Origin of the sequence: Rhodococcus wratislaviensis (assembly GCF_041228765.1) — a bacterium.
GTDB classification, from domain to species: domain Bacteria; phylum Actinomycetota; class Actinomycetes; order Mycobacteriales; family Mycobacteriaceae; genus Rhodococcus_F; species Rhodococcus_F wratislaviensis.
Map to the genome: position 1 here is coordinate 349,819 of NZ_CP150488.1, position 17,788 is coordinate 367,606.

The window sequence follows — 17,788 nt, forward strand, 5'->3', positions numbered from 1 at the left end:
CGGGCATGGCGGGCGGGGACATTGTGCGTGAATCAGCCGAAATCGAGTTCGTCGAGCTCATCCACCACGGTGACCTTGCGCTTTCGTCCGCCCATCATCCTGCCGATGCCGCGGCGTCCGCCGGTGTCCGCGTTGCCCGAGGGCAGGATCCGCTGCGGCGCCACCCGGGGTCGTGCCACGTGCACGGGAGGCAGCGTCGCGGCCGGGGCAGGGGGTTCCACGGGGTCGGGAGCCGCTACGGGCGGCCGGGGCGGGAGGGGAGCCGGCACCGCGGCTGCGAACACGGCGGGTGGGGCCGGGATCGGGTCGAAGGTCCGCTCGCGGCGAGGCACGTCCGTGTCCCGGAGGTCCACGTCGTCGAGCTCGACCACCCACCGCACCCGGTGCGCGAGACCACGTTCCTGCAGCTCGGCCCAGATCTCGTCGTGCCACGTCGACGGCTCGCCGCTACCGAACGCCCGCGAATTCGCACTGACCCACACCACGTCCTCGGACGGGCGGCGATCGGCGATGTCCAGGACCGTCAGCCAGTTCACCGTGGCGGTGTAGCCGTGCCGTTTCCTGTCCACGTACGGGCGACGACGCTGCAACTCGCGCCCGGCGATCTCGAGGTGCGACGTGTGCGCCGGCTCGATCACGTCGCAGCCCATCGCCTCCAGCTGCCGGGCGAGCGAGTCCACGTACCCGTCGGCCTTGGCCCGGGCGGCCTCCACGAACACCGACAGGTCCTCCCGGAGCCCGAGCCGGTCGTACATCCGCGCCTGGACGGTGAGGGCGTCGATCATCGCGACCGATTCCCGCTGGTACCGGTGCGCGACCTCGACGAGGACGAGGCGCGGAACGAGTACCCGGCTGCCCTGGTCGAGGACATCACGGACGAACGTCTCGAAGCGCGCGTCTCGTGTGACGGCCGAGGTGTCGAGAACAATCAGCATTGATCGATTCTCACCGAACACGCCTGCCGCGCCAGAGAAGTTGCTGAGTCGTTACCGAAACACCCGGATCCGGGTCATCACAGCACCCGTCGGGGCATTGCCGTGTGGTTGCCCGGCAGCGGCCCTAGTGGATCTTGAAGATCACCGCGCGCTGCACGACGAAGTTGATGACCGTCGCCGTGCCCTGGGCGATGACGAACGCGAGCGGCAGACGCCACCATTCGTCGGGGAACGCGTGGTACATCACCCAGTTGAGGCCGACCTGGACGGCGAACGTGACCGCGTAGAGGATGACGACGGCGACGAAGCGGGCACGGCTGGGTTCGGCCTTGAACGTCCACCGGCGGTTGATCAGGTACGCGGTGGTGGTGCCCGCGATGAAGCTGATCGACTTCGCCACGTTCACGGGGAGCCCGACCACCTCGAACAGCAGAAAGTACAGGCCGAAGTCGACGATCGCCGACAATCCACCGGTCAGGACGAAACGGATGATCTGCGTCTTCAGGTCCAGTGCGTCGTCCGCGATGTTCTCGGTGACGGGGATCTCGACGGGGAGCGGAACGTGAGGTTCGTGCTCGTGACTCGGCTGGGTTTCTGACACGACGACGAGGCTAGCGCCCCATGAGCACTTGTCGACCGCCCGCGGTGGATAAGCACGCACGGGCCCGCGGGGCCGGCCTCCGGGTACCCTCTACCTCGATGTCCACGACAGCAGAAGAGACGCCCACCCAGGCGCTCCCCACACAGACCCGCACCCTCACCGGCTGGGGACGCACCGCGCCCACCACCGCGCAGGTGTTGTCCACTCCCGACGTGGAAGTGATCGCGCGAGCGGTCGCCCAGGTCGCGGAGCAGAACGAGTCGAAGCCCGCTCACCTGCAGCGTGGGGTGATCGCCCGTGGCCTCGGCCGCTCCTACGGCGACCCGGCGCAGAACGCCGGTGGCCTGGTCATCGACATGAATGCGCTGAACCAGATCCACCGCATCGACCGCGACACCCACCTGGTGGAGGTCGATGCCGGCGTCAACCTGGACCAGCTGATGAAGGCGGCCCTGCCGTTCGGCCTGTGGGTTCCGGTGCTGCCGGGCACCCGGCAGGTCACCATCGGTGGCGCCATCGGCTCCGACATCCACGGCAAGAACCACCACAGCGCCGGCAGCTTCGGCAACCACGTGGTGTCGCTGGACCTGCTCACCGCCGACGGCAAGGTGCGCACGCTCACGCCGAAGGGCGGCCGAAACGACCCCAAGGGCGCACTGTTCTGGGCGACGATCGGCGGCATGGGCCTGACGGGCATCATCCTCAAGGCCACCATCAAGATGACGCCCACCGAGACGGCGTACTTCATCGCCGACGGCGACGTCACCCAGACGCTCGACGAGACCATCGCGCTGCACAGCGACGGCAGCGAATCCAATTACGAGTACTCGAGCGCCTGGTTCGACGCCATCGCGGCGCCGCCGAAGCTGGGTCGCGCCGCGATCTCCCGTGGTTCGCTCGCGAAGCTCGACCAGTTGCCGGCCAAGCTGCAGAAGAACCCCCTCGCGTTCGACGCCCCGCAGCTGCTGACGTTCCCGGACGTCTTCCCGAACGGTCTCGCGAACAAGTTCAACTTCTCGATGATCGGCGAGCTGTGGTTCCGGAAATCCGGCACGTACCGCGACAAGGTTCAGAACTTGACGCAGTTCTACCACCCGCTCGACATGTTCGGTGAGTGGAACCGCGCCTACGGATCGAACGGATTCCTTCAGTACCAGTTCGTGGTGCCGACCACCGCGGTCGAGGAGTTCAAGGCCATCATCCGCGACATCCAGAAGTCGGGGCACTACTCGTTCCTCAACGTGTTCAAGCTGTTCGGCGAGGGCAACCAGGCCCCGCTGAGCTTCCCGATCCCGGGCTGGAACATCTGCGTCGACTTCCGCATCAAGCCCGGCCTGAACGAGTTCGTCACCGAACTCGACAAGCGGGTCCTGAAGTTCGGCGGCCGTCTCTACACGGCCAAGGACTCGCGCACCACCGCCGAGACCTTCCACGCCATGTACCCGCGGATCGACGAGTGGATCGCCACCCGCCGCAAGTACGACCCCACCAATGTCTTCGCCTCCGATATGTCCAGAAGGTTGGAACTCTAGTGATCAACGCTGTCGGGAACCCCCAGACTCTCCTGCTGCTCGGAGGCACCTCCGAGATCGGTCTCGCGATCTGCGAGGAGTACCTGAAGAAGGCGCCGATGCGGGTGATCCTCGCCGCGCTGCCGGGTGATCCCGGTCGCGATGCCGCCGTCGCCCAGCTGAAAGCGGCCGGCGCCAACGCCGTCGACGTCATCGACTTCGACGCCGTCGACACCGAGAGCCACCCGAAGGTGATCGACGAGGCGTGGGCCAAGAGCGACGTCGACGTCGCCATCGTCGCGTTCGGCCTGCTCGGCGACGCCGAGGAACTGTGGCAGAACCAGCGCAAGGCCGTCCAGATCGCCGAGGTCAACTACACGGCCGCGGTGTCGGTGGGCGTGCTCGTGGGCGAGAAGATGAAAGCACAGGGCTTCGGCCAGATCATCGCCATGTCGTCGGCCGCGGGCGAGCGCGTGCGCCGCTCCAACTTCGTGTACGGATCCACCAAGGCCGGACTCGACGGTTTCTACCTCGGACTCGGTGAGGCGCTGCGTGAGTTCGGTCCGCGCGTCCTCGTCATCCGTCCCGGCCAGGTCCGCACCCGCATGTCCGCGGACGTGAAGGAAGCCCCGCTCACCGTGAACAAGGAAGACGTGGCCAAGCTCGCCGTCACGTCGGCGGAAAAGGGCAAGGAACTCGTGTGGGCGCCCGGCGCCTTCCGCTACGTGATGATGATCCTGCGGCACATCCCGCGACCGATCTTCAAGAAGCTGCCCATCTAAGCTTCGCCCTCGTGACGGAAGCAGACGTAGCACCGGCCCGACGGTCCCTGTCGACAGCTGTCGAAATGCTGCTGGGGGCCGTCGTGGCCGCAGTGGTGGCGGCGGTCGGACTGTTCGCGTTCGCGCGCGTGCAGTGGCCGGCGTTCAACTCGTCCAACGTGACCCAGGCCGTCACCACGGTCGGCCAGGTCGTCGCCATCGCGGGTATCGCGGTGTCGGTGCTGCTCGTCCGACTGCACCGAGCTCCACGGTTCGCCCGGCTGCTGTCGTGGGCGAGCCTGTCGGGTTTCGTGACCGTCACCCTCGGCCTGCCCCTCGCAGCCACCAAGCTGTACCTGCACGGCGTCTCCGTCGACCAGGAGTTCCGCACCGAGTACCTCACGCGGCTGACCGACTCGGCGGCGCTGCGCGACATGACGTATGCCGACCTTCCGCCGTACTACCCGGCCGGCTGGTTCTGGGTGGGCGGGCGCGTCGCCAACCTCCTCGGCACGAGCGGCTGGGAAGCGTTCAAGCCGTACGCCATCGCCTCGCTCGCCGTCGCCGCCGTCGTGGCACTGGTGTTGTGGAGCAACCTGATCCGCCACGACCTGGCCATCGTCGTGTCCCTCGCGACCGCGGCGCTCGTCCTGGCCTACGGGTCACCCGAACCGTACGGCGCCGTCATCACCCTGCTGATCGGTCCCGCGCTCGTCCTCGCCTGGGGCGGGCTGAATCGTGTCGACGGGCGCGGCGGCTGGGGTGCCGTGATCGGCACCGGACTGTTCCTCGGCCTCGCCGCCACGTTCTACACGCTGTATCTCGGACTCGCCGCCTTCGCGATCACCCTGCTCGCGCTGCTGGCCGCGACCTTGCGGATACGTGCCCGGAAGTCGTGGCGGGCGGCGATCGATCCGCTGGTCCGGCTGATCGTGATCGCCGCCCTGTCCGGCCTTCTCGCGCTGACCGTCTGGCTGCCGTATCTGCTGAAGGTCGTGGGCGGTTCGCCCGCCGCATCGGGAACAGCGCTGCACTATCTGCCCGAGGCAGGCGCGCATCTGCCGCTGCCGATGATCCACTTCTCCCTCACCGGGGCACTGTGCCTGCTCGGCACCATCTGGCTCGTCGCCCGCGCGTCGACGTCGCGGCGTGCGCAGGCACTCGGCGTCGGAGTGGTCGCCATCTACCTGTGGTCGCTGCTGTCGATGGCGTTCACCGTGCTCGGCAGCACCCTCCTCTCGTTCCGGCTCGAGCCTGTGCTGATCGTCCTGCTCGGCGCGGCAGGCGTCTTCGGATTCGTCGAATTCGCAGGATGGCTCGTGCTCGCGACGAGCGACAACCCACGGGTCAAGGGGGCGGTCCTGGTGATCGGCGTGCTGGGCGCGCTGTCGTTCGTCCAGAACATCCCCAAGTTCCTCGACTCCGACATCGCCGTCGCCTACACCGACACCGACGGCAACGGCGAACGCGCCGACCAGCGCCCACCCGGCGCCGCCGCCCATTACACGGCAGTCGACGAGCTGATCCGGGCGCAGATCCCCCGCGACCGCGACGACACCGTAGTGCTGACCGCCGACACCAGCTTCCTCAGCTTCTACCCCTACCTCGGGTTCCTGGCGCTGACGTCGCACTACTCGAATCCCCTGGCAGACTTCGCCGGACGCGCCCACACCATCGCGGAGTGGAGCGAGTTCGAGACCCCCGACCAGTTGGTGGCCGCACTCGACACGGCGCCATGGCGCGCCCCCGACGCGTTCGTGTTCCGCCAGGGCCCCGACGGGTACACGCTGCGGCTCGCCGAGGACGTATATCCCAACGATCCCAACGTGCGCCGCTACACCGTCACGTTCCCGAAGGAACTGTTCGACGACCCGCGATTCACGGTGTCGGAGACCGGACCGTTCGTGGTCGTCACAAGAAACTGATCGGTCTGTTCACGTTTACCTCGCCTTACCCGCGGGAACCCCGCACCCAATCAGGGAGGCGGGTATTTTCCGCGCCCCGAGGGGAATTGTCGGGTCGTCGCGAGGAGCGGTCATGCCGGATGCAGTGGAGCCTCGACGTGCCGGTAGCGGTGCCGAAGACTATCTACTCGGCACCGCCGGCGGTGAGGTGGTCGTGCATGCCGGACTCGCCGCGACGATCGGAGCGATCGTCGGTGTCTACGTCGGGCACTGGGTGCTTTTCGTGATCGCCCTACTCGGCGCCGCCGTGTGGATCACAGGCGACGTCGTCGTCCTTGTCAGTCGACAGAGGTCGCCGGACATCAGTCCGGCGACCCCTGTCAGGCACCCTGTCGGGCGGGCTGCCTAGTTGAGCTTCTGCGGCACACCGTAAGTCATCACGGTGTCACCGTTCTCCGTCACAGCCATTGCGTACGGACGGATGGTGACCGGCCCGATAGCACCGGAGATGGAGCCATGAACTCCCTGCATCCTGACCACAGCGGCCGATCCGTCGAACTCCTGACCCTCGAGGAGCGGGACGGTGGTGATTCCACCGGGCTCCAGGTCGATATCGAGTTCCTGCGACGGAATGATGTCACCGGCGAGTTCCGCGTTGGTCCCTGCGTTCAGATTCAGACTCTCGAACCCCATCACGCCGAAACCGATGTCGATTCCATTACTCGATCCGATCGCGAACCCGAGTCCGGGCGAATTCAGAACGATCGTCGCGCCTGCCAATGCGACCGGATAACCGATCTGATAACCGACGGTGAGCTGAGTTCCCTCGAACTCCTCCGCGTTCGGGCCCGTGATCGCGACCCCGGCGTAACCGTTGTGGAAGAACTCCACGCTGGTGGGCACGCCGTCCAGCGGCGGTACCGTCTGATACACCGTGTCGCCCTGCACGACTTCGATGCGATTTCCTCGTGCGTCGATCACGGAGCTGGAATTGTCCACGCCGGCCGACGCGGTGCCGTTGCCCATGACCATGGCGAGCGCGGCGATGCCTGCGACTGCCACCGAGCGTGTAAACCGTTTGTACCCAAATCGAGATGTGCTGATGTCCGTCATGCCGACCCCATTCAGAGTGCACTGCAACCGATACGAAAAAGCATGCTGAGCGTAACCAGTGGGGCAGGAGAATATCCCTGTATTGATCAGAAGTTCACAAATCAACTTGATGTGATACACGCAACAATCACGCGATCGCAACCCAGGAAGCTCTCAGCGACCTCCGGTACCCTCGGTCGATTGACATCGACCCGAGAACCGGAGGCGCAGCTGCGTGACTGAGATACTCACCCAGGTCGAGACCACTCGGCAGGCCGAGAGCACCAGCACCACTACTCGCCCTCTCCGCTCCCGTCTCCGGCCGCACCCGGCCGATGTCGCAGCGGTCGTCATCTATGTCGGCCTCGCGGCATTCGTGTTGGCCCGCCAGTGGAAACACCTCGGGACCGGCTATCTGGTGCGCAGCGGCCAGGACCAGACGATGTGGGAGTGGTTCTTCGCGGTCGCCGCACGCTCACTGGTCCATCTGGAGAATCCCCTCTCCAGCGACCTGCAGAACTACCCGCTGGGCGTCAATCTCATGGGCAACACGGCGATGTTCGGCATCAGCATTCCGCTGGCGCCCGTCACGCTGCTGTTCGGACCGAACGTCACCTTCACTCTCGCTCTCACACTTGGCCTGTCGGGCACCGCAATTGCCTGGTACTGGGTGTTTTCGCGGCACGTCGTGTCGTCACGACTCGCGGCCGCCGTCGGCGGTGGCCTGTGCGGGTTCGCCCCCGCGCTGATCTCGCACACCAACGGGCACCCCAACTTCGTCGCCCTGTTCCTGCTGCCGTTCATCGCGCTGGCCGTCATCAGGCTGGGCAGTGGGGCGCGCCCGGTGCGCGACGGCATCGCACTGGGCCTGCTGATCGCCTATCAGATCTTCCTCGGCGAAGAACCCCTGCTGATCTACGCGCTGGCGTTCGCCGTCTTCGGTGCCGCCTACGCAGTGTCGCGTCCGCGTGCCGCATTCGCGGCGGCCAAGCGCAGCATCAAGGGTTTCGCGATCGCGGGCGGCCTCGCGCTGGCCATCGCCGCCGTGCCGCTGTGGTGGCAGTTCTTCGGACCCGACAGCTACCGGGCGATCGAACACGGCCCGGTCGGCAACGACACCGAAGCGTTCACCAGCTTTCCGACGTCCTCGCTGGCAGGCGAGCCCGGGTCCGCCGAGTTCAGCATGAACGCCACCGAGGAGAACGCGTACTTCGGCTGGCCCCTGCTGATCCTCCTCGGCCTGTCGGCCCTGTGGCTGTGGCGCATGCCGCTCGCTCGCGCCGCGGCCGCGACCGTCGCCGTGATGGGCGTCCTGTCGCTCGGGACATCGCTGACGATCGGCGGCTGGGACACCGGAATCCCCCTGCCGTGGAAGCTGATCTCACACCTGCCGCTCCTCGAATCCGTACTCGAATCGCGCTTCGCGATGGGCTGCCTGCCCGCCGCCGCCCTGCTGCTCGCGCTGGGCACCGACCGCGCCCTGGCGTCCGCCCGCGAGGGCCAGCGGACCACCACCCTGCTGTGGGTGGGCTGGCTCGCGGTGGCGCTGCTTCCGCTGGCGCCCACGCCGCTTGCCGTGGTGCAGCGCGACACCGCACCGAGTTTCTTCGCCGACGGCACGTGGCGGGAGTACGTCGGCGAGGGCTCCGTCGTCACGGTGCCGCTCCCCTCCCCGGAGAACGCGCGGATGCTGCGCTGGCAGACCGAGCAGGATCTTGCATTCCCCATCGCCGGTGGGTATTTCGTAGGCCCGGCCGGCAGCGAGGACCGGGGCAAGTACGGCCCCGACGACCGCCCCACCGCACTACTGCTCGCGTCCGCACAGTCGTCCGGCCAGGTGCCTGCCATCGACGAGGCGACGAAAGCCCAGGCACTGACGGACCTGAAGTTCTGGAACGCCGACGTCCTGGTCTTGCCACACACCCAGAACGACCGCGTTCTGCGCGAGACGGTCCAGCAGCTCGTCGGGGCGCCCGCGAAGCCGGTCGACGGCGTGTGGGTGTGGGACGTGCGAGCACTGACGTAGGAAAGTCCTACCGCGTCAACACTTCCGGACCGTCCTCACCGATGGCGACCGTGTGCTCGCTGTGCGCGGCACGGGCTCCCGTCGCCGTGCGGAGCGTCCAGCCGTCGGCCTCGTGCCGGTAGTCGTCGGTGCCGTCGGCGATGAGCATGGGTTCGATCGCGATCACCATCCCCGGACGCAGCAGCATTCCCTTCCCGACGCGTCCCTCGTTGGGCACGTGCGGATCTTCGTGCATCTGCCTGCCGATGCCGTGCCCGCCGTGGTCGGCGAGCATCCCGTACCCCGCCCCGCGCGCGTACAGCCCGATGGCGGCACCGATGTCTCCCAACCGGTTTCCCGGACGCGCGGCCGCAATGCCGTGCGCGAGAGCGGCTTCGGTGGCCTCGACTAGTGCCACGTCGGCCGGGTCCGCCGTGCCCACGACGAAACTCACGGCGGCGTCCCCGCACCAGCCGGCCAGCCTGGCGCCGCAGTCGATGCTGACGAGGTCACCGTCGCGGAGTCGATAGTCGCCGGGAATGCCGTGCACCACCGCGTCGTTCACGCTCGCGCAGATCACCCCGGGGAACGGGCTGGGCGCCCAGTTCGGGTGATAGTTCAGGAACACGGGCTCGGCCCCCGCGTCCCGGATCACTGCGGCGGCCACCGCATCGAGGCCCTGGAGCGTCACCCCGATCGCGGCCTCCTCACGCACGGCGGCCAGAGCGTCGGCCACCACCCGGCCGGCCGCGCGCATCGCCTTCACCTCAGCTGCCGTCTTCAACTCGACCACAACTCACCCTCCACACCGGATCCAATTTCTATACCGGTATTACTATATGACACATGGTGCGTGTGCCGTTGACAGCAGAGGAACTCGAACGCGGGCAGCGGCTGGGTGAGCTGCTGCGATCCGCGCGGGGAGACATGAGCATGGTCACGGTCGCACTCGACGCCGGCATCTCCGTCGAAACCCTGCGCAAGATCGAGACCGGACGCATCGCGACACCCGCGTTCTTCACGATCGCCGCGGTCGCCCGGGTTCTCGACCTCTCCCTCGACGACGTCGCCGCGGTCGTGACCTTCGGTCCCGTGAGTACTTCTTAACCGCCGGGCGTTAACAAGTACTCACGGGTGGCGGAGCCACAATCGCCTAACATCGTTCTGTGCCGTCCCAACCCCCGCTGCCTGACGTTCGAAGCATCCGCACTTCCCGGCTCATCGCGATCGTCACCGGCCTGATCGGGTTCGTGCTCGCGCTGGCCACCCCGTTCCTCCCGGTGAAGCAGGATGCCGCGTCGATCGACTGGCCGCAGGACGGCACCCTGAACAGCGTCGAGGCGCCACTGGTCTCGTACACACCGCTGGACATGCAGGTGACCGTGCCCTGTTCGGTGTTCACACAACTCGGGCCCGACGGCGGCACCGTCGTCTCGACCCTCCCGAATCGGGCCCCCGACTTCGAGAAGAACGGCCTCGTCGTGAAGGGCGGCGCCGGCGGCACTGTCGACGTCACGATTCGCGGCATCTCCCTGATCTCGGCCGACGCCGCGGACCTCCAGGGCTGCACCGCCCTCACCGTCACGTCCGACCACCAGCGGACGTCCGCCGAGATCACGGGCACCGCCGAACCCCTCGCCGGTTCCGTCGAGGGCGATCAGCGCCCGCAGATGGTCGGCCTGTTCACCGACCTGCAAGGGGCGGCGCCTGCAGGTTTGAACGTGCACGTCCACCCCGACTCCCGATTCTCGTCCAGCCCCACCCTGCTCAAACTGCTGGCGATGATCGTGTGCGTCCTCGCAACGCTGACGTCGCTGTACGCGTTGCACCGCGTGGACGGCATCGACGGCCGCCGCGCCCGCCGCTTCCTGCCCGCGCACTGGTGGAAGTTCACCGGTGTCGACGCCGTCGTGATCGGGACGCTGCTGCTGTGGCACGTGGTCGGCGCCAACACCTCCGACGACGGCTACCTCCTCGGCATGGCACGCGTGTCGGAGCATTCCGGCTACATGGCCAACTACTTCCGCTGGTTCGGCGTCCCCGAGGCGCCGTTCGGGTGGTCGTACGAACTCCTCGCGGCGCTGGCGAAGGTGAGCACCGCGAGCATGTGGATGCGACTGCCGACGCTGCTCGCCGCCCTCCTCTGCTGGATGGTGATCAGCCGCGAGGTCATTCCCCGCCTCGGTGTGGCGGTGCGCCGCAACAGAACTGCCCTCTGGACCGGCGGACTGGTCTTCCTGGCGTTCTGGTTGCCGTACGACAACGGGCTGCGCCCCGAACCGGTCATCGCGCTCGGCGCCCTCCTCACGTGGTGTTCCATCGAGCGCGCCATCGCCACCGGACGACTACTCCCCGGTGCCGTCGCCGTGCTGATCGCCGCGTTCTCCCTCGCGGCCGGACCGTCCGGCCTGATCTGCATCGCCGCCCTGATCGCCGGCGCGCGGCCGATCCTGCAGATCGTCATCGCACGGGGCCACCGGGTGGGTTTCGCGTCCCAGATCCTGCCGATCCTCGCCGCGGGAACCGTTGTGATGGTGGCCGTCTTCGCGGATCAGACACTGGCGACGGTGCTCGAGTCGACGCGCGTCCGTACGGCCCTCGGCCCCAACGTCGCCTGGTTCGACGAGCGGCTGCGCTGGGATTCGCTCATGGGGATCTCGCCGGACGGCTCGCTGGCCCGCCGGTTCGGCGTGTTCGTGATGCTGCTGTGCGTCGTGGTCTGCGTGATGCTGATCCTGCGCAAGGGGAAGGTGCCCGGGACCGCGATCGGACCGTCCCGCCGCATCCTCGGCATCGTGTTCGCGTCACTGCTGCTGATGATGTTCACGCCCACCAAATGGACCCACCACTTCGGTGTGTACGCGGGTCTCGCCGGCTCGGTCGCGGTGCTCGCCGCGGTCGGGGTGGGGGCCGCGAGCATCCGCTCCAAACGGAACCGCACCCTGTTCGCCGCGGGTGTCCTGTTCATCCTCGCGGTCGCGTTCACCAGTTCCAACGGCTGGTGGTACGTGTCCAGCTACGGCGTCCCGTGGTGGGACAAGCCGCCGATGATCGCGGGCAAGGGCTTCTCCACACTGTTCCTGGGCCTCACCGTGCTCACGCTGCTCCTCGCCGCCTGGTACCACGTCCGCGAACCGTACGAGAACGGCAAGAAACCGAACGGCAAGCGTGCCCGGATGCTGGCACCGTCCCCGTTGACCGTCGCGGCCGGTGCCGTCGTCCTGTTCGAGGTGCTGTCGTTGCTGAAGGGGGCCGTCGCGCAGTACCCCGGCTACTCCATCGCGAAGGCCAACATCGAATCGGTGACCGGCAACTCGTGCGCGCTCGCCGACGAGGTCCTCGTCGAGACCGACCCCACCGCCGCCCTGCTGCAGCCGCTCACCCCGGTCACCGACCCGAACGGCGCAGGCGCATTCGGCACGACGGCCGCGGAGGGCTTCACCCCCAACGGCATCGCCGACGACCTCACCGCCGACTCCGAGAAGATCGCCACCGGCGGCGCGAACACCGTCGACACCGAGACCGACGAGACGACGACGGGCACGAGCTCCGGCACCGGCGGCGGCACCGAGGCCACCGCCGGAGTCAACGGCAGCACCGTGACGCTGCCGTTCGGCCTCGACCCCGCCCGAACCCCGGTACTCGGCAGCTACCAGCCGGGCGGGGAGCAGAAACCCGCCTCCCTCACCACCGGCTGGTACGGGCTGCCCGACCGCAGCGACGACGCACCGATCCTCACCATCTCGGCCGCCGGACGCATCCGGTCGGTCGACGCGGACGGCGTCGTCACCCCCGGACAGAGCCTGAAGGTCGAGTACGGGGTCACGGGCCCCGACGGGTCCGTCACCGCGCTCGGCACCGTCGACCCGATCGACATCGGACCGTCCCCGTCGTGGCGCAACCTGCGCGTGCCGCTCGACCAGCTGCCCGCCGAGGCGAACACGGTCCGGCTCGTCGCGGACGACCCGGACACCGACCCCGGCCAGTGGCTCGCGGTCACTCCGCCCCGGGTGCCGACGATGCAGACGCTGCAGACCGTCGTCGGCTCCAGTGACCCCGTGCTCCTCGACTGGGCCGTCGGGCTCGCGTTCCCCTGCCAGCGGCCCTTCGACCACCGCTACGGCGTCGCCGAGGTCCCGCAGTGGCGTGTCCTCCCCGACCGCATCGGCGCCGAGTCCACCAATGCCTGGCAGGACAAGTTCGGCGGCGGCCCCCTGGGCTGGACCGACCAGCTGCTGTCGGCGAGCACCCTGGCCACGTACCTGTCGAACGACTGGGACCGCGACTGGGGCTCGCTCGAGCGGTACACACCGCTCGACGAGTCGGCGACGCCCGCGCAGGTCGAATCCGAACAGGTGACCAGGTCGGGCACCTGGTCGGCCGGACCGGTGCGTTACTACTAGAAGTGTCCCTACCCTCTGGTAGGCGGCAATATGCCTACTCAGGTTCCTGACATACCATCGACAACCGTGCCCGACGCTCTGACAACTTCCGTCTCCGACGCCGAATCCACTTCGCCACCTGCTCGCCAGGACCGGCGGAGTGAGTACCGGACCGCTCGTCTGATCGCCATCGTCACCGGACTCCTCGGGTTCGTGCTGGCAGTGGCCACTCCGTTCATGCCGGTGCAGCAGACCACCGCAGCGGTGAACTGGCCGGAGAACGGCGTCGTCGGCGATCTCGAAGCACCGCTGATGTCGCAGGTCCCGGTCGATCTGTCGGCGGCGATCCCGTGTTCCGCCGTGGCCGGGCTCCCCCCGCAGGGCGGAATCCTGCTGGCCACGGCCCCCGCACAGGGCGAGGGTGCGGCACTGAATGCGATGTTCGTGCGGGTGTCGGACAAGTCCGTGGACGTGCTCGACCGCAACGTCACGATCGCGACGGCGCCGCGCGAACAGGTGCAGTCGGGCGCCTGCACCGAGATCCGCATCACATCGAACATCGACGCGACGTCCGCCGAGTTCGTGGGTCTGACCACTCCGACCGGTGACCCGATCGCCGGTTCCCTCACCGGCGACCTCCGCCCGCAGGTGGTGGGCGTGTTCAGCGACCTCCGCGACGGGGCAGCACCGGCAGGCCTGTCGTTCACGATGAACGTGGACTCCCGGTTCTCGTCGAGCCCCACGCTGATCAAGCTCGTCGCCATGATCGTGGCCCTCCTCGCCACGGCCATTGCCCTGGTCGCCCTCGGCCGCCTCGACGGCACGGACGGGCGCGGGCACCGCAACTTCCTGCCGTCGCACTGGTGGAAGTTCACCGGACTCGACACGATCGTCGTGGGCACGCTGGTGCTGTGGCACTTCATCGGCGCCAACACGTCCGACGACGGCTACCTCCTCACCATGGCCCGGGTCTCCGACCACGCCGGCTACATGGCCAACTACTTCCGCTGGTTCGGTGTCCCCGAGGCGCCGTTCGGCTGGTACTACGACGTCCTGGCCGCGATGGCCAAGATCTCGACGGCGAGCCCGTTCATGCGACTGCCCGCCCTGATCGCCGGCATCCTGTGCTGGATGGTGATCAGCCGGGAGGTCGCTCCGCGCCTCGGCCGGTCCGTCCGCCGCAACAAGGTCGCGCTGTGGACCGGCGGGCTCGTCTTCCTCGCGTTCTGGCTGCCCTACAACAACGGCCTGCGGCCCGAGCCCATCGTCGCGCTCGGCGCCCTGCTCACGTGGTGCTCCATCGAGCGGTCCATCGCGACCGGACGTCTCCTCCCCGCGGCGGTCGCCGTCCTGATCGGCGCGTTCACGCTCGCGGCCGCCCCGACGGGACTGATGTGTGTGGCCGCCCTGCTCGCCGGCGCCCGTCCGCTCGTCCGAATCGTCGTCAAGCGCCACCGCCAGGTGGGGACGCTGCCGCTGCTGGCTCCGATCGCGGCCGCCGGCACGATCGTCCTGGTGGTCGTGTTCGCCGACCAGACCGTCGCCGCGGTGATGGAAGCCACCCGGGTCCGCACCCTGATCGGCCCGAACCTCGAGTGGTACAAGGACTTCCTGCGCTACTACTACCTCTTCGTCCCCACCGTCGACGGTTCCGTGGCTCGCCGCTTCGCGTTCCTGACGATGATCCTGTGCCTGCTGACGACGCTGTTCATCCTGTTGCGCCGCAAGCGGATTCCCGGCGCCGCCACCGGACCGTCGTGGCGTCTGCTCGGTGTCGTGTTCGGCACGATCTTCTTCATGATGTTCAACCCCACCAAGTGGACCCACCACTTCGGGGCGTACGCGGGCATCGCCGGCTCCCTGGCCGCACTCACCGCCGTCGCCGTGTCGGCGTCCGCGCTGCGGTCGCGCCGCAACCGCACGATCTTCCTCGCCGGCCTGCTCCTCATGCTGGCCCTGACGTTCGCGGGCATCAACGGATACTGGTACGTCTCGAGCTACGGCGTGCCGTGGTTCGACAAGACCGTCTCCATCGGCGGCCGCCAGTCCAATACGTTCTTCCTCGTCCTGTTCGGGCTGGCCGTCGCACTGGCCGCCTGGCAGTACCTACGTGAGGGATTCGCCGCACCACCTGCCCGCGCCAACACGGAGAAGGGCAGGCGGATCAGGAAATTCGCGGCCGCCCCGCTCACCGTCGTCGCCGGCATCATGGTGCTGTTCGAAGTCCTCTCACTCCTCAAGGGCGCCGTCTCCCAGTACCCGGCGTACTCGCTGGCACGGTCGAACTTCGACTCCCTCACCGGGCAGACGTGCGGACTCGCCGAGGACGTCCTCGTCGAAGGCGACACCAACGGCGGAAACCTCACACCCCTCAACGATCCCGCGCAGCCGCTGGCGAACCCCGCCGACCCGCTCGGCGGAGCCGATCCCGTCGGCTTCTCCCCCAACGGGGTGCCGTCCGACCTGACCGCCGACTACGTCGAGGTCAAGCAGGGCATGGGCAACACCGACAACCAGAGCGTCGGGCCCAGCTTCGAGACCGGATCGAGCGCCGGAACCAGCGGCGGCACCGGAAACGTCGGCGTCAACGGCAGCACCGCCAAGCTGCCGTTCGGACTCGACCCCGCCACCACACCCGTCATGGGCAGCTACCAGGAAGGCGTGCAGGAACCGGCGACACTGTCGTCCAGCTGGTATGCACTCCCCGAACGCAGCGACGACGCCCCGCTGATCGTCATGTCCGCCGCGGGCCGCATCTGGTCGGTCGACTCGACCGGCGCCCTCACCTACGGTCAGTCGCTGCTCCTCGAATACGGCAAGCGTCAGCCCGACGGCACCGTGCAGGCCCAGGGCACCTACCTGCCCAAGGACATCGGTCCCGCACCGTCGTGGCGCAACCTGCGCGTCCCGATCAGCGAACTGTCCCCCGACGCCGACTCCGTGCGGATCGTCGCCAACGACCCCAACCTCACCGGCGACCAGTGGCTGGCCTTCACCCCGCCGCGGGTTCCGAAGCTCGAGACCCTCAACTCGACGATCGGCAGCTCGCAACCGGTGCTGCTGGACTGGGCCGTCGGACTGCAGTTCCCGTGCCAGCGCCCGTTCGACCACCAGTACGGTGTCGCGGAGATGCCGAACTACCGCATCCTCCCCGACCGCCCGCTGGCCGTCAGCTCCACCGACACCTGGCAGTCCCCGGAGAACGGTGGGCCCCTCGGCTTCACCGAACTGCTCGCCAGCGCCACCTCCATCCCCACCTACATGCGAGACGACTGGGGCCGCGACTGGGGCTCCCTCGAGCGCTTCGACCGGTACTTCCCGGACGCCACCGCGGCCACGGTCGACACCGAGACCGAGACCCGATCCGGACTGTGGAAGCCGGGCACCCTGCGGGTGTACAGCAGCCCGTAGACCTGCCTGCCCCGCTTGCGTCGCCCGATGTCACACGCGTTCACTCTGACTGAACGAATGTCACATCGGGCGCCGCGCCGGGCGGCCCGACACGGCGAAACAGCTCCACCGGCCGCGGAGTTGTCCACAACCTTCCGTTCATCCACAGGGCAATTTCCGACGTGGGCTTTCCGGCGACGGTCCGATTCGCCCGCGGCATGCTCTGACTCATGCGACGAGGAACCTGGGCCGACGATCTCACTGCGATAACCGCCGTCAGCCGCGACGGTGTGATCCGCGCGGCCACCCTGGAACGGCTGGGTGTCGCGAAAGGCACCATCTCCTCACGCTGCACCGACGGCGGACCCTGGCAGCGGATCCTGCCCGGCGTCGTCCTCCTGCACAACGGGCCGCCGACGACGCTGCAGCGCAATCTGGCAGCACTCGAATACGGCGGTCCGGACGCAGTCCTGTCGGGTCACGCCGCGCTGGCCGCGTTCGGCTACACCGCATCGGCGTCCCGGAACGACGTGCTGCTGCTCATCCCGTCCACCCGGCACCGCCGAGACTGGGCGTACGTGAAAGTCGAACGGACGTGGCGGATGCCCGCACCGGTCCAGCGGGGGCTCCTGCGTCTCGCTCCCCCGGCGCGCAGCCTCCTGGACGCCGGACGTCGCACACTCCAGGCGGACAGCTGCCGGGCGCTCCTCGCCGGCGGCATCCAGCGCGGCGACGTGACAGTCGACGAACTGGTGCGCGAACTCGCGCAGGGCAGCGACCGCGGAAGCCGCCTACCCCGGGCGGTCCTGCGTGAACTGAGCGACGACGCGCATTCCGTCGCCGAGGTCCACGCGCAGAAGCTGTATGCGACGAGCGGTCTTCCGCCGATGCGGCACAACGTGGACGTGCTGTCCGCCGCCGGGCTGTGGATCGCCCGTCCCGACGGCTGGCTGGACGACGTCGCCGTCGCCTGGGAGATCGACTCGCTGAAGTACCACTTCTCGCCCGAACTCCACCAGGCGACGACGATGCGGCGGGCGCGGATGCAGCGCGAGGGCATCATCGTCGTGACGCACCTGCCGAAGCAGATTCAGGACGACCCGGCAACGGTGCTCGCGGATCTCCGCGCGGCGCACACGCTGGCTGCGTCGCGCCCCAGGCCGCCGGTGTTCGTCCACACCGAGCCGAAGCTGCGGTCGGCATGAGT

The 17,788-nt window shown here is 68.1% G+C and carries 13 protein-coding genes; 9 read left to right on the top strand and 4 right to left on the bottom strand.

The features are described 5' to 3' along the window. Positions 1 to 32: 32 nt before the first annotated feature. Entirely contained in the window at positions 33 to 935 is a 903-nt protein-coding gene (locus WKC72_RS01640; RefSeq protein ID WP_370181553.1) for a PIN domain-containing protein, read from the bottom strand. 124 nt (positions 936 to 1,059) lie between these two features. Beyond that, the gene (locus WKC72_RS01645) at positions 1,060 to 1,536 is read right to left on the bottom strand and encodes a GtrA family protein (protein WP_112301596.1); all 477 of its coding nucleotides are present in this window, start codon (positions 1,534 to 1,536) and stop codon (positions 1,060 to 1,062) included. Positions 1,537 to 1,634: 98 nt separating this feature from the next. On the opposite strand from WKC72_RS01645, the gene WKC72_RS01650 reads away from it, so the two are divergent. The 4 genes from WKC72_RS01650 to WKC72_RS01665 all read left to right on the top strand — a co-directional run bounded on the left by WKC72_RS01650 (position 1,635) and on the right by WKC72_RS01665 (position 6,121). Beyond that, positions 1,635 to 3,068, top strand: coding sequence for an FAD-binding oxidoreductase (locus tag WKC72_RS01650; protein WP_005248821.1), 1,434 nt, complete (start codon positions 1,635 to 1,637; stop codon positions 3,066 to 3,068). Further along, entirely contained in the window at positions 3,068 to 3,829 is a 762-nt protein-coding gene (locus tag WKC72_RS01655) for a decaprenylphospho-beta-D-erythro-pentofuranosid-2-ulose 2-reductase (RefSeq protein WP_037228180.1), read from the top strand. The genes WKC72_RS01650 and WKC72_RS01655 overlap by 1 nt, the downstream gene beginning before the upstream one ends. An 11-nt stretch (positions 3,830 to 3,840) precedes the next feature. Then, positions 3,841 to 5,733 (top strand): galactan 5-O-arabinofuranosyltransferase, encoded by a 1,893-nt coding sequence (locus WKC72_RS01660; RefSeq protein ID WP_370181554.1) that lies wholly within the window; start codon positions 3,841 to 3,843, stop codon positions 5,731 to 5,733. A 112-nt stretch (positions 5,734 to 5,845) separates the two neighbouring features. Then, the gene (locus WKC72_RS01665) at positions 5,846 to 6,121 is read left to right on the top strand and encodes a hypothetical protein (protein WP_037228185.1); all 276 of its coding nucleotides are present in this window, start codon (positions 5,846 to 5,848) and stop codon (positions 6,119 to 6,121) included. Here WKC72_RS01665 and WKC72_RS01670 read toward each other — a convergent pair. After that, the gene (locus tag WKC72_RS01670; protein ID WP_370184237.1) at positions 6,118 to 6,825 is read right to left on the bottom strand and encodes an MspA family porin; all 708 of its coding nucleotides are present in this window, start codon (positions 6,823 to 6,825) and stop codon (positions 6,118 to 6,120) included. The two genes, WKC72_RS01665 and WKC72_RS01670, sit on opposite strands and share 4 nt — an antisense overlap. Before the next feature lie 214 nt (positions 6,826 to 7,039). Here WKC72_RS01670 and WKC72_RS01675 point away from each other — a divergent pair, with 214 nt between their 5' ends. Beyond that, positions 7,040 to 8,830 (top strand): glycosyl transferase, encoded by a 1,791-nt coding sequence (locus WKC72_RS01675; RefSeq protein WP_370181555.1) that lies wholly within the window; start codon positions 7,040 to 7,042, stop codon positions 8,828 to 8,830. A 7-nt stretch (positions 8,831 to 8,837) separates the two neighbouring features. Here the strand turns inward: WKC72_RS01675 and map are convergent, their stop codons facing one another. Beyond that, positions 8,838 to 9,602: a type I methionyl aminopeptidase gene (map, locus tag WKC72_RS01680; RefSeq protein WP_128640306.1), complete on the bottom strand. Its 765-nt coding sequence runs from the start codon at positions 9,600 to 9,602 to the stop codon at positions 8,838 to 8,840. Positions 9,603 to 9,655: 53 nt separating this feature from the next. On the opposite strand from map, the gene WKC72_RS01685 reads away from it, so the two are divergent. The 4 genes from WKC72_RS01685 to WKC72_RS01700 all read left to right on the top strand — a co-directional run bounded on the left by WKC72_RS01685 (position 9,656) and on the right by WKC72_RS01700 (position 17,786). After that, on the top strand, positions 9,656 to 9,916 hold the full coding sequence (locus WKC72_RS01685) for a helix-turn-helix domain-containing protein (RefSeq protein ID WP_005572349.1): 261 nt from the start codon (positions 9,656 to 9,658) through the stop codon (positions 9,914 to 9,916). A 59-nt stretch (positions 9,917 to 9,975) separates the two neighbouring features. Next, positions 9,976 to 13,212, top strand: a complete 3,237-nt coding sequence (locus tag WKC72_RS01690; protein ID WP_370181556.1) for an arabinosyltransferase domain-containing protein — start codon at positions 9,976 to 9,978, stop codon at positions 13,210 to 13,212. Between the two features lie 66 nt (positions 13,213 to 13,278). Next, the gene (locus WKC72_RS01695) at positions 13,279 to 16,602 is read left to right on the top strand and encodes an arabinosyltransferase domain-containing protein (protein ID WP_370181557.1); all 3,324 of its coding nucleotides are present in this window, start codon (positions 13,279 to 13,281) and stop codon (positions 16,600 to 16,602) included. 209 nt (positions 16,603 to 16,811) lie between these two features. Next, the gene (locus WKC72_RS01700; RefSeq protein WP_268791993.1) at positions 16,812 to 17,786 is read left to right on the top strand and encodes a hypothetical protein; all 975 of its coding nucleotides are present in this window, start codon (positions 16,812 to 16,814) and stop codon (positions 17,784 to 17,786) included. Positions 17,787 to 17,788 lie beyond the last annotated feature (2 nt).

What these genes read in the sequence shown, in the direction of transcription:
- WKC72_RS01640 (WP_370181553.1), bottom strand. Translation starts at nt 935, where the DNA reads ATGCTGATTGTTCTCGACACCTCGGCCGTCACACGAGACGCGCGCTTC.
- WKC72_RS01650 (WP_005248821.1), top strand. Translation starts at nt 1,635, where the DNA reads ATGTCCACGACAGCAGAAGAGACGCCCACCCAGGCGCTCCCCACACAG.
- WKC72_RS01665 (WP_037228185.1), top strand. Translation starts at nt 5,846, where the DNA reads ATGCCGGATGCAGTGGAGCCTCGACGTGCCGGTAGCGGTGCCGAAGAC.
- WKC72_RS01670 (WP_370184237.1), bottom strand. Translation starts at nt 6,825, where the DNA reads ATGACGGACATCAGCACATCTCGATTTGGGTACAAACGGTTTACACGC.
- WKC72_RS01685 (WP_005572349.1), top strand. Translation starts at nt 9,656, where the DNA reads ATGGTGCGTGTGCCGTTGACAGCAGAGGAACTCGAACGCGGGCAGCGG.
- WKC72_RS01700 (WP_268791993.1), top strand. Translation starts at nt 16,812, where the DNA reads ATGCGACGAGGAACCTGGGCCGACGATCTCACTGCGATAACCGCCGTC.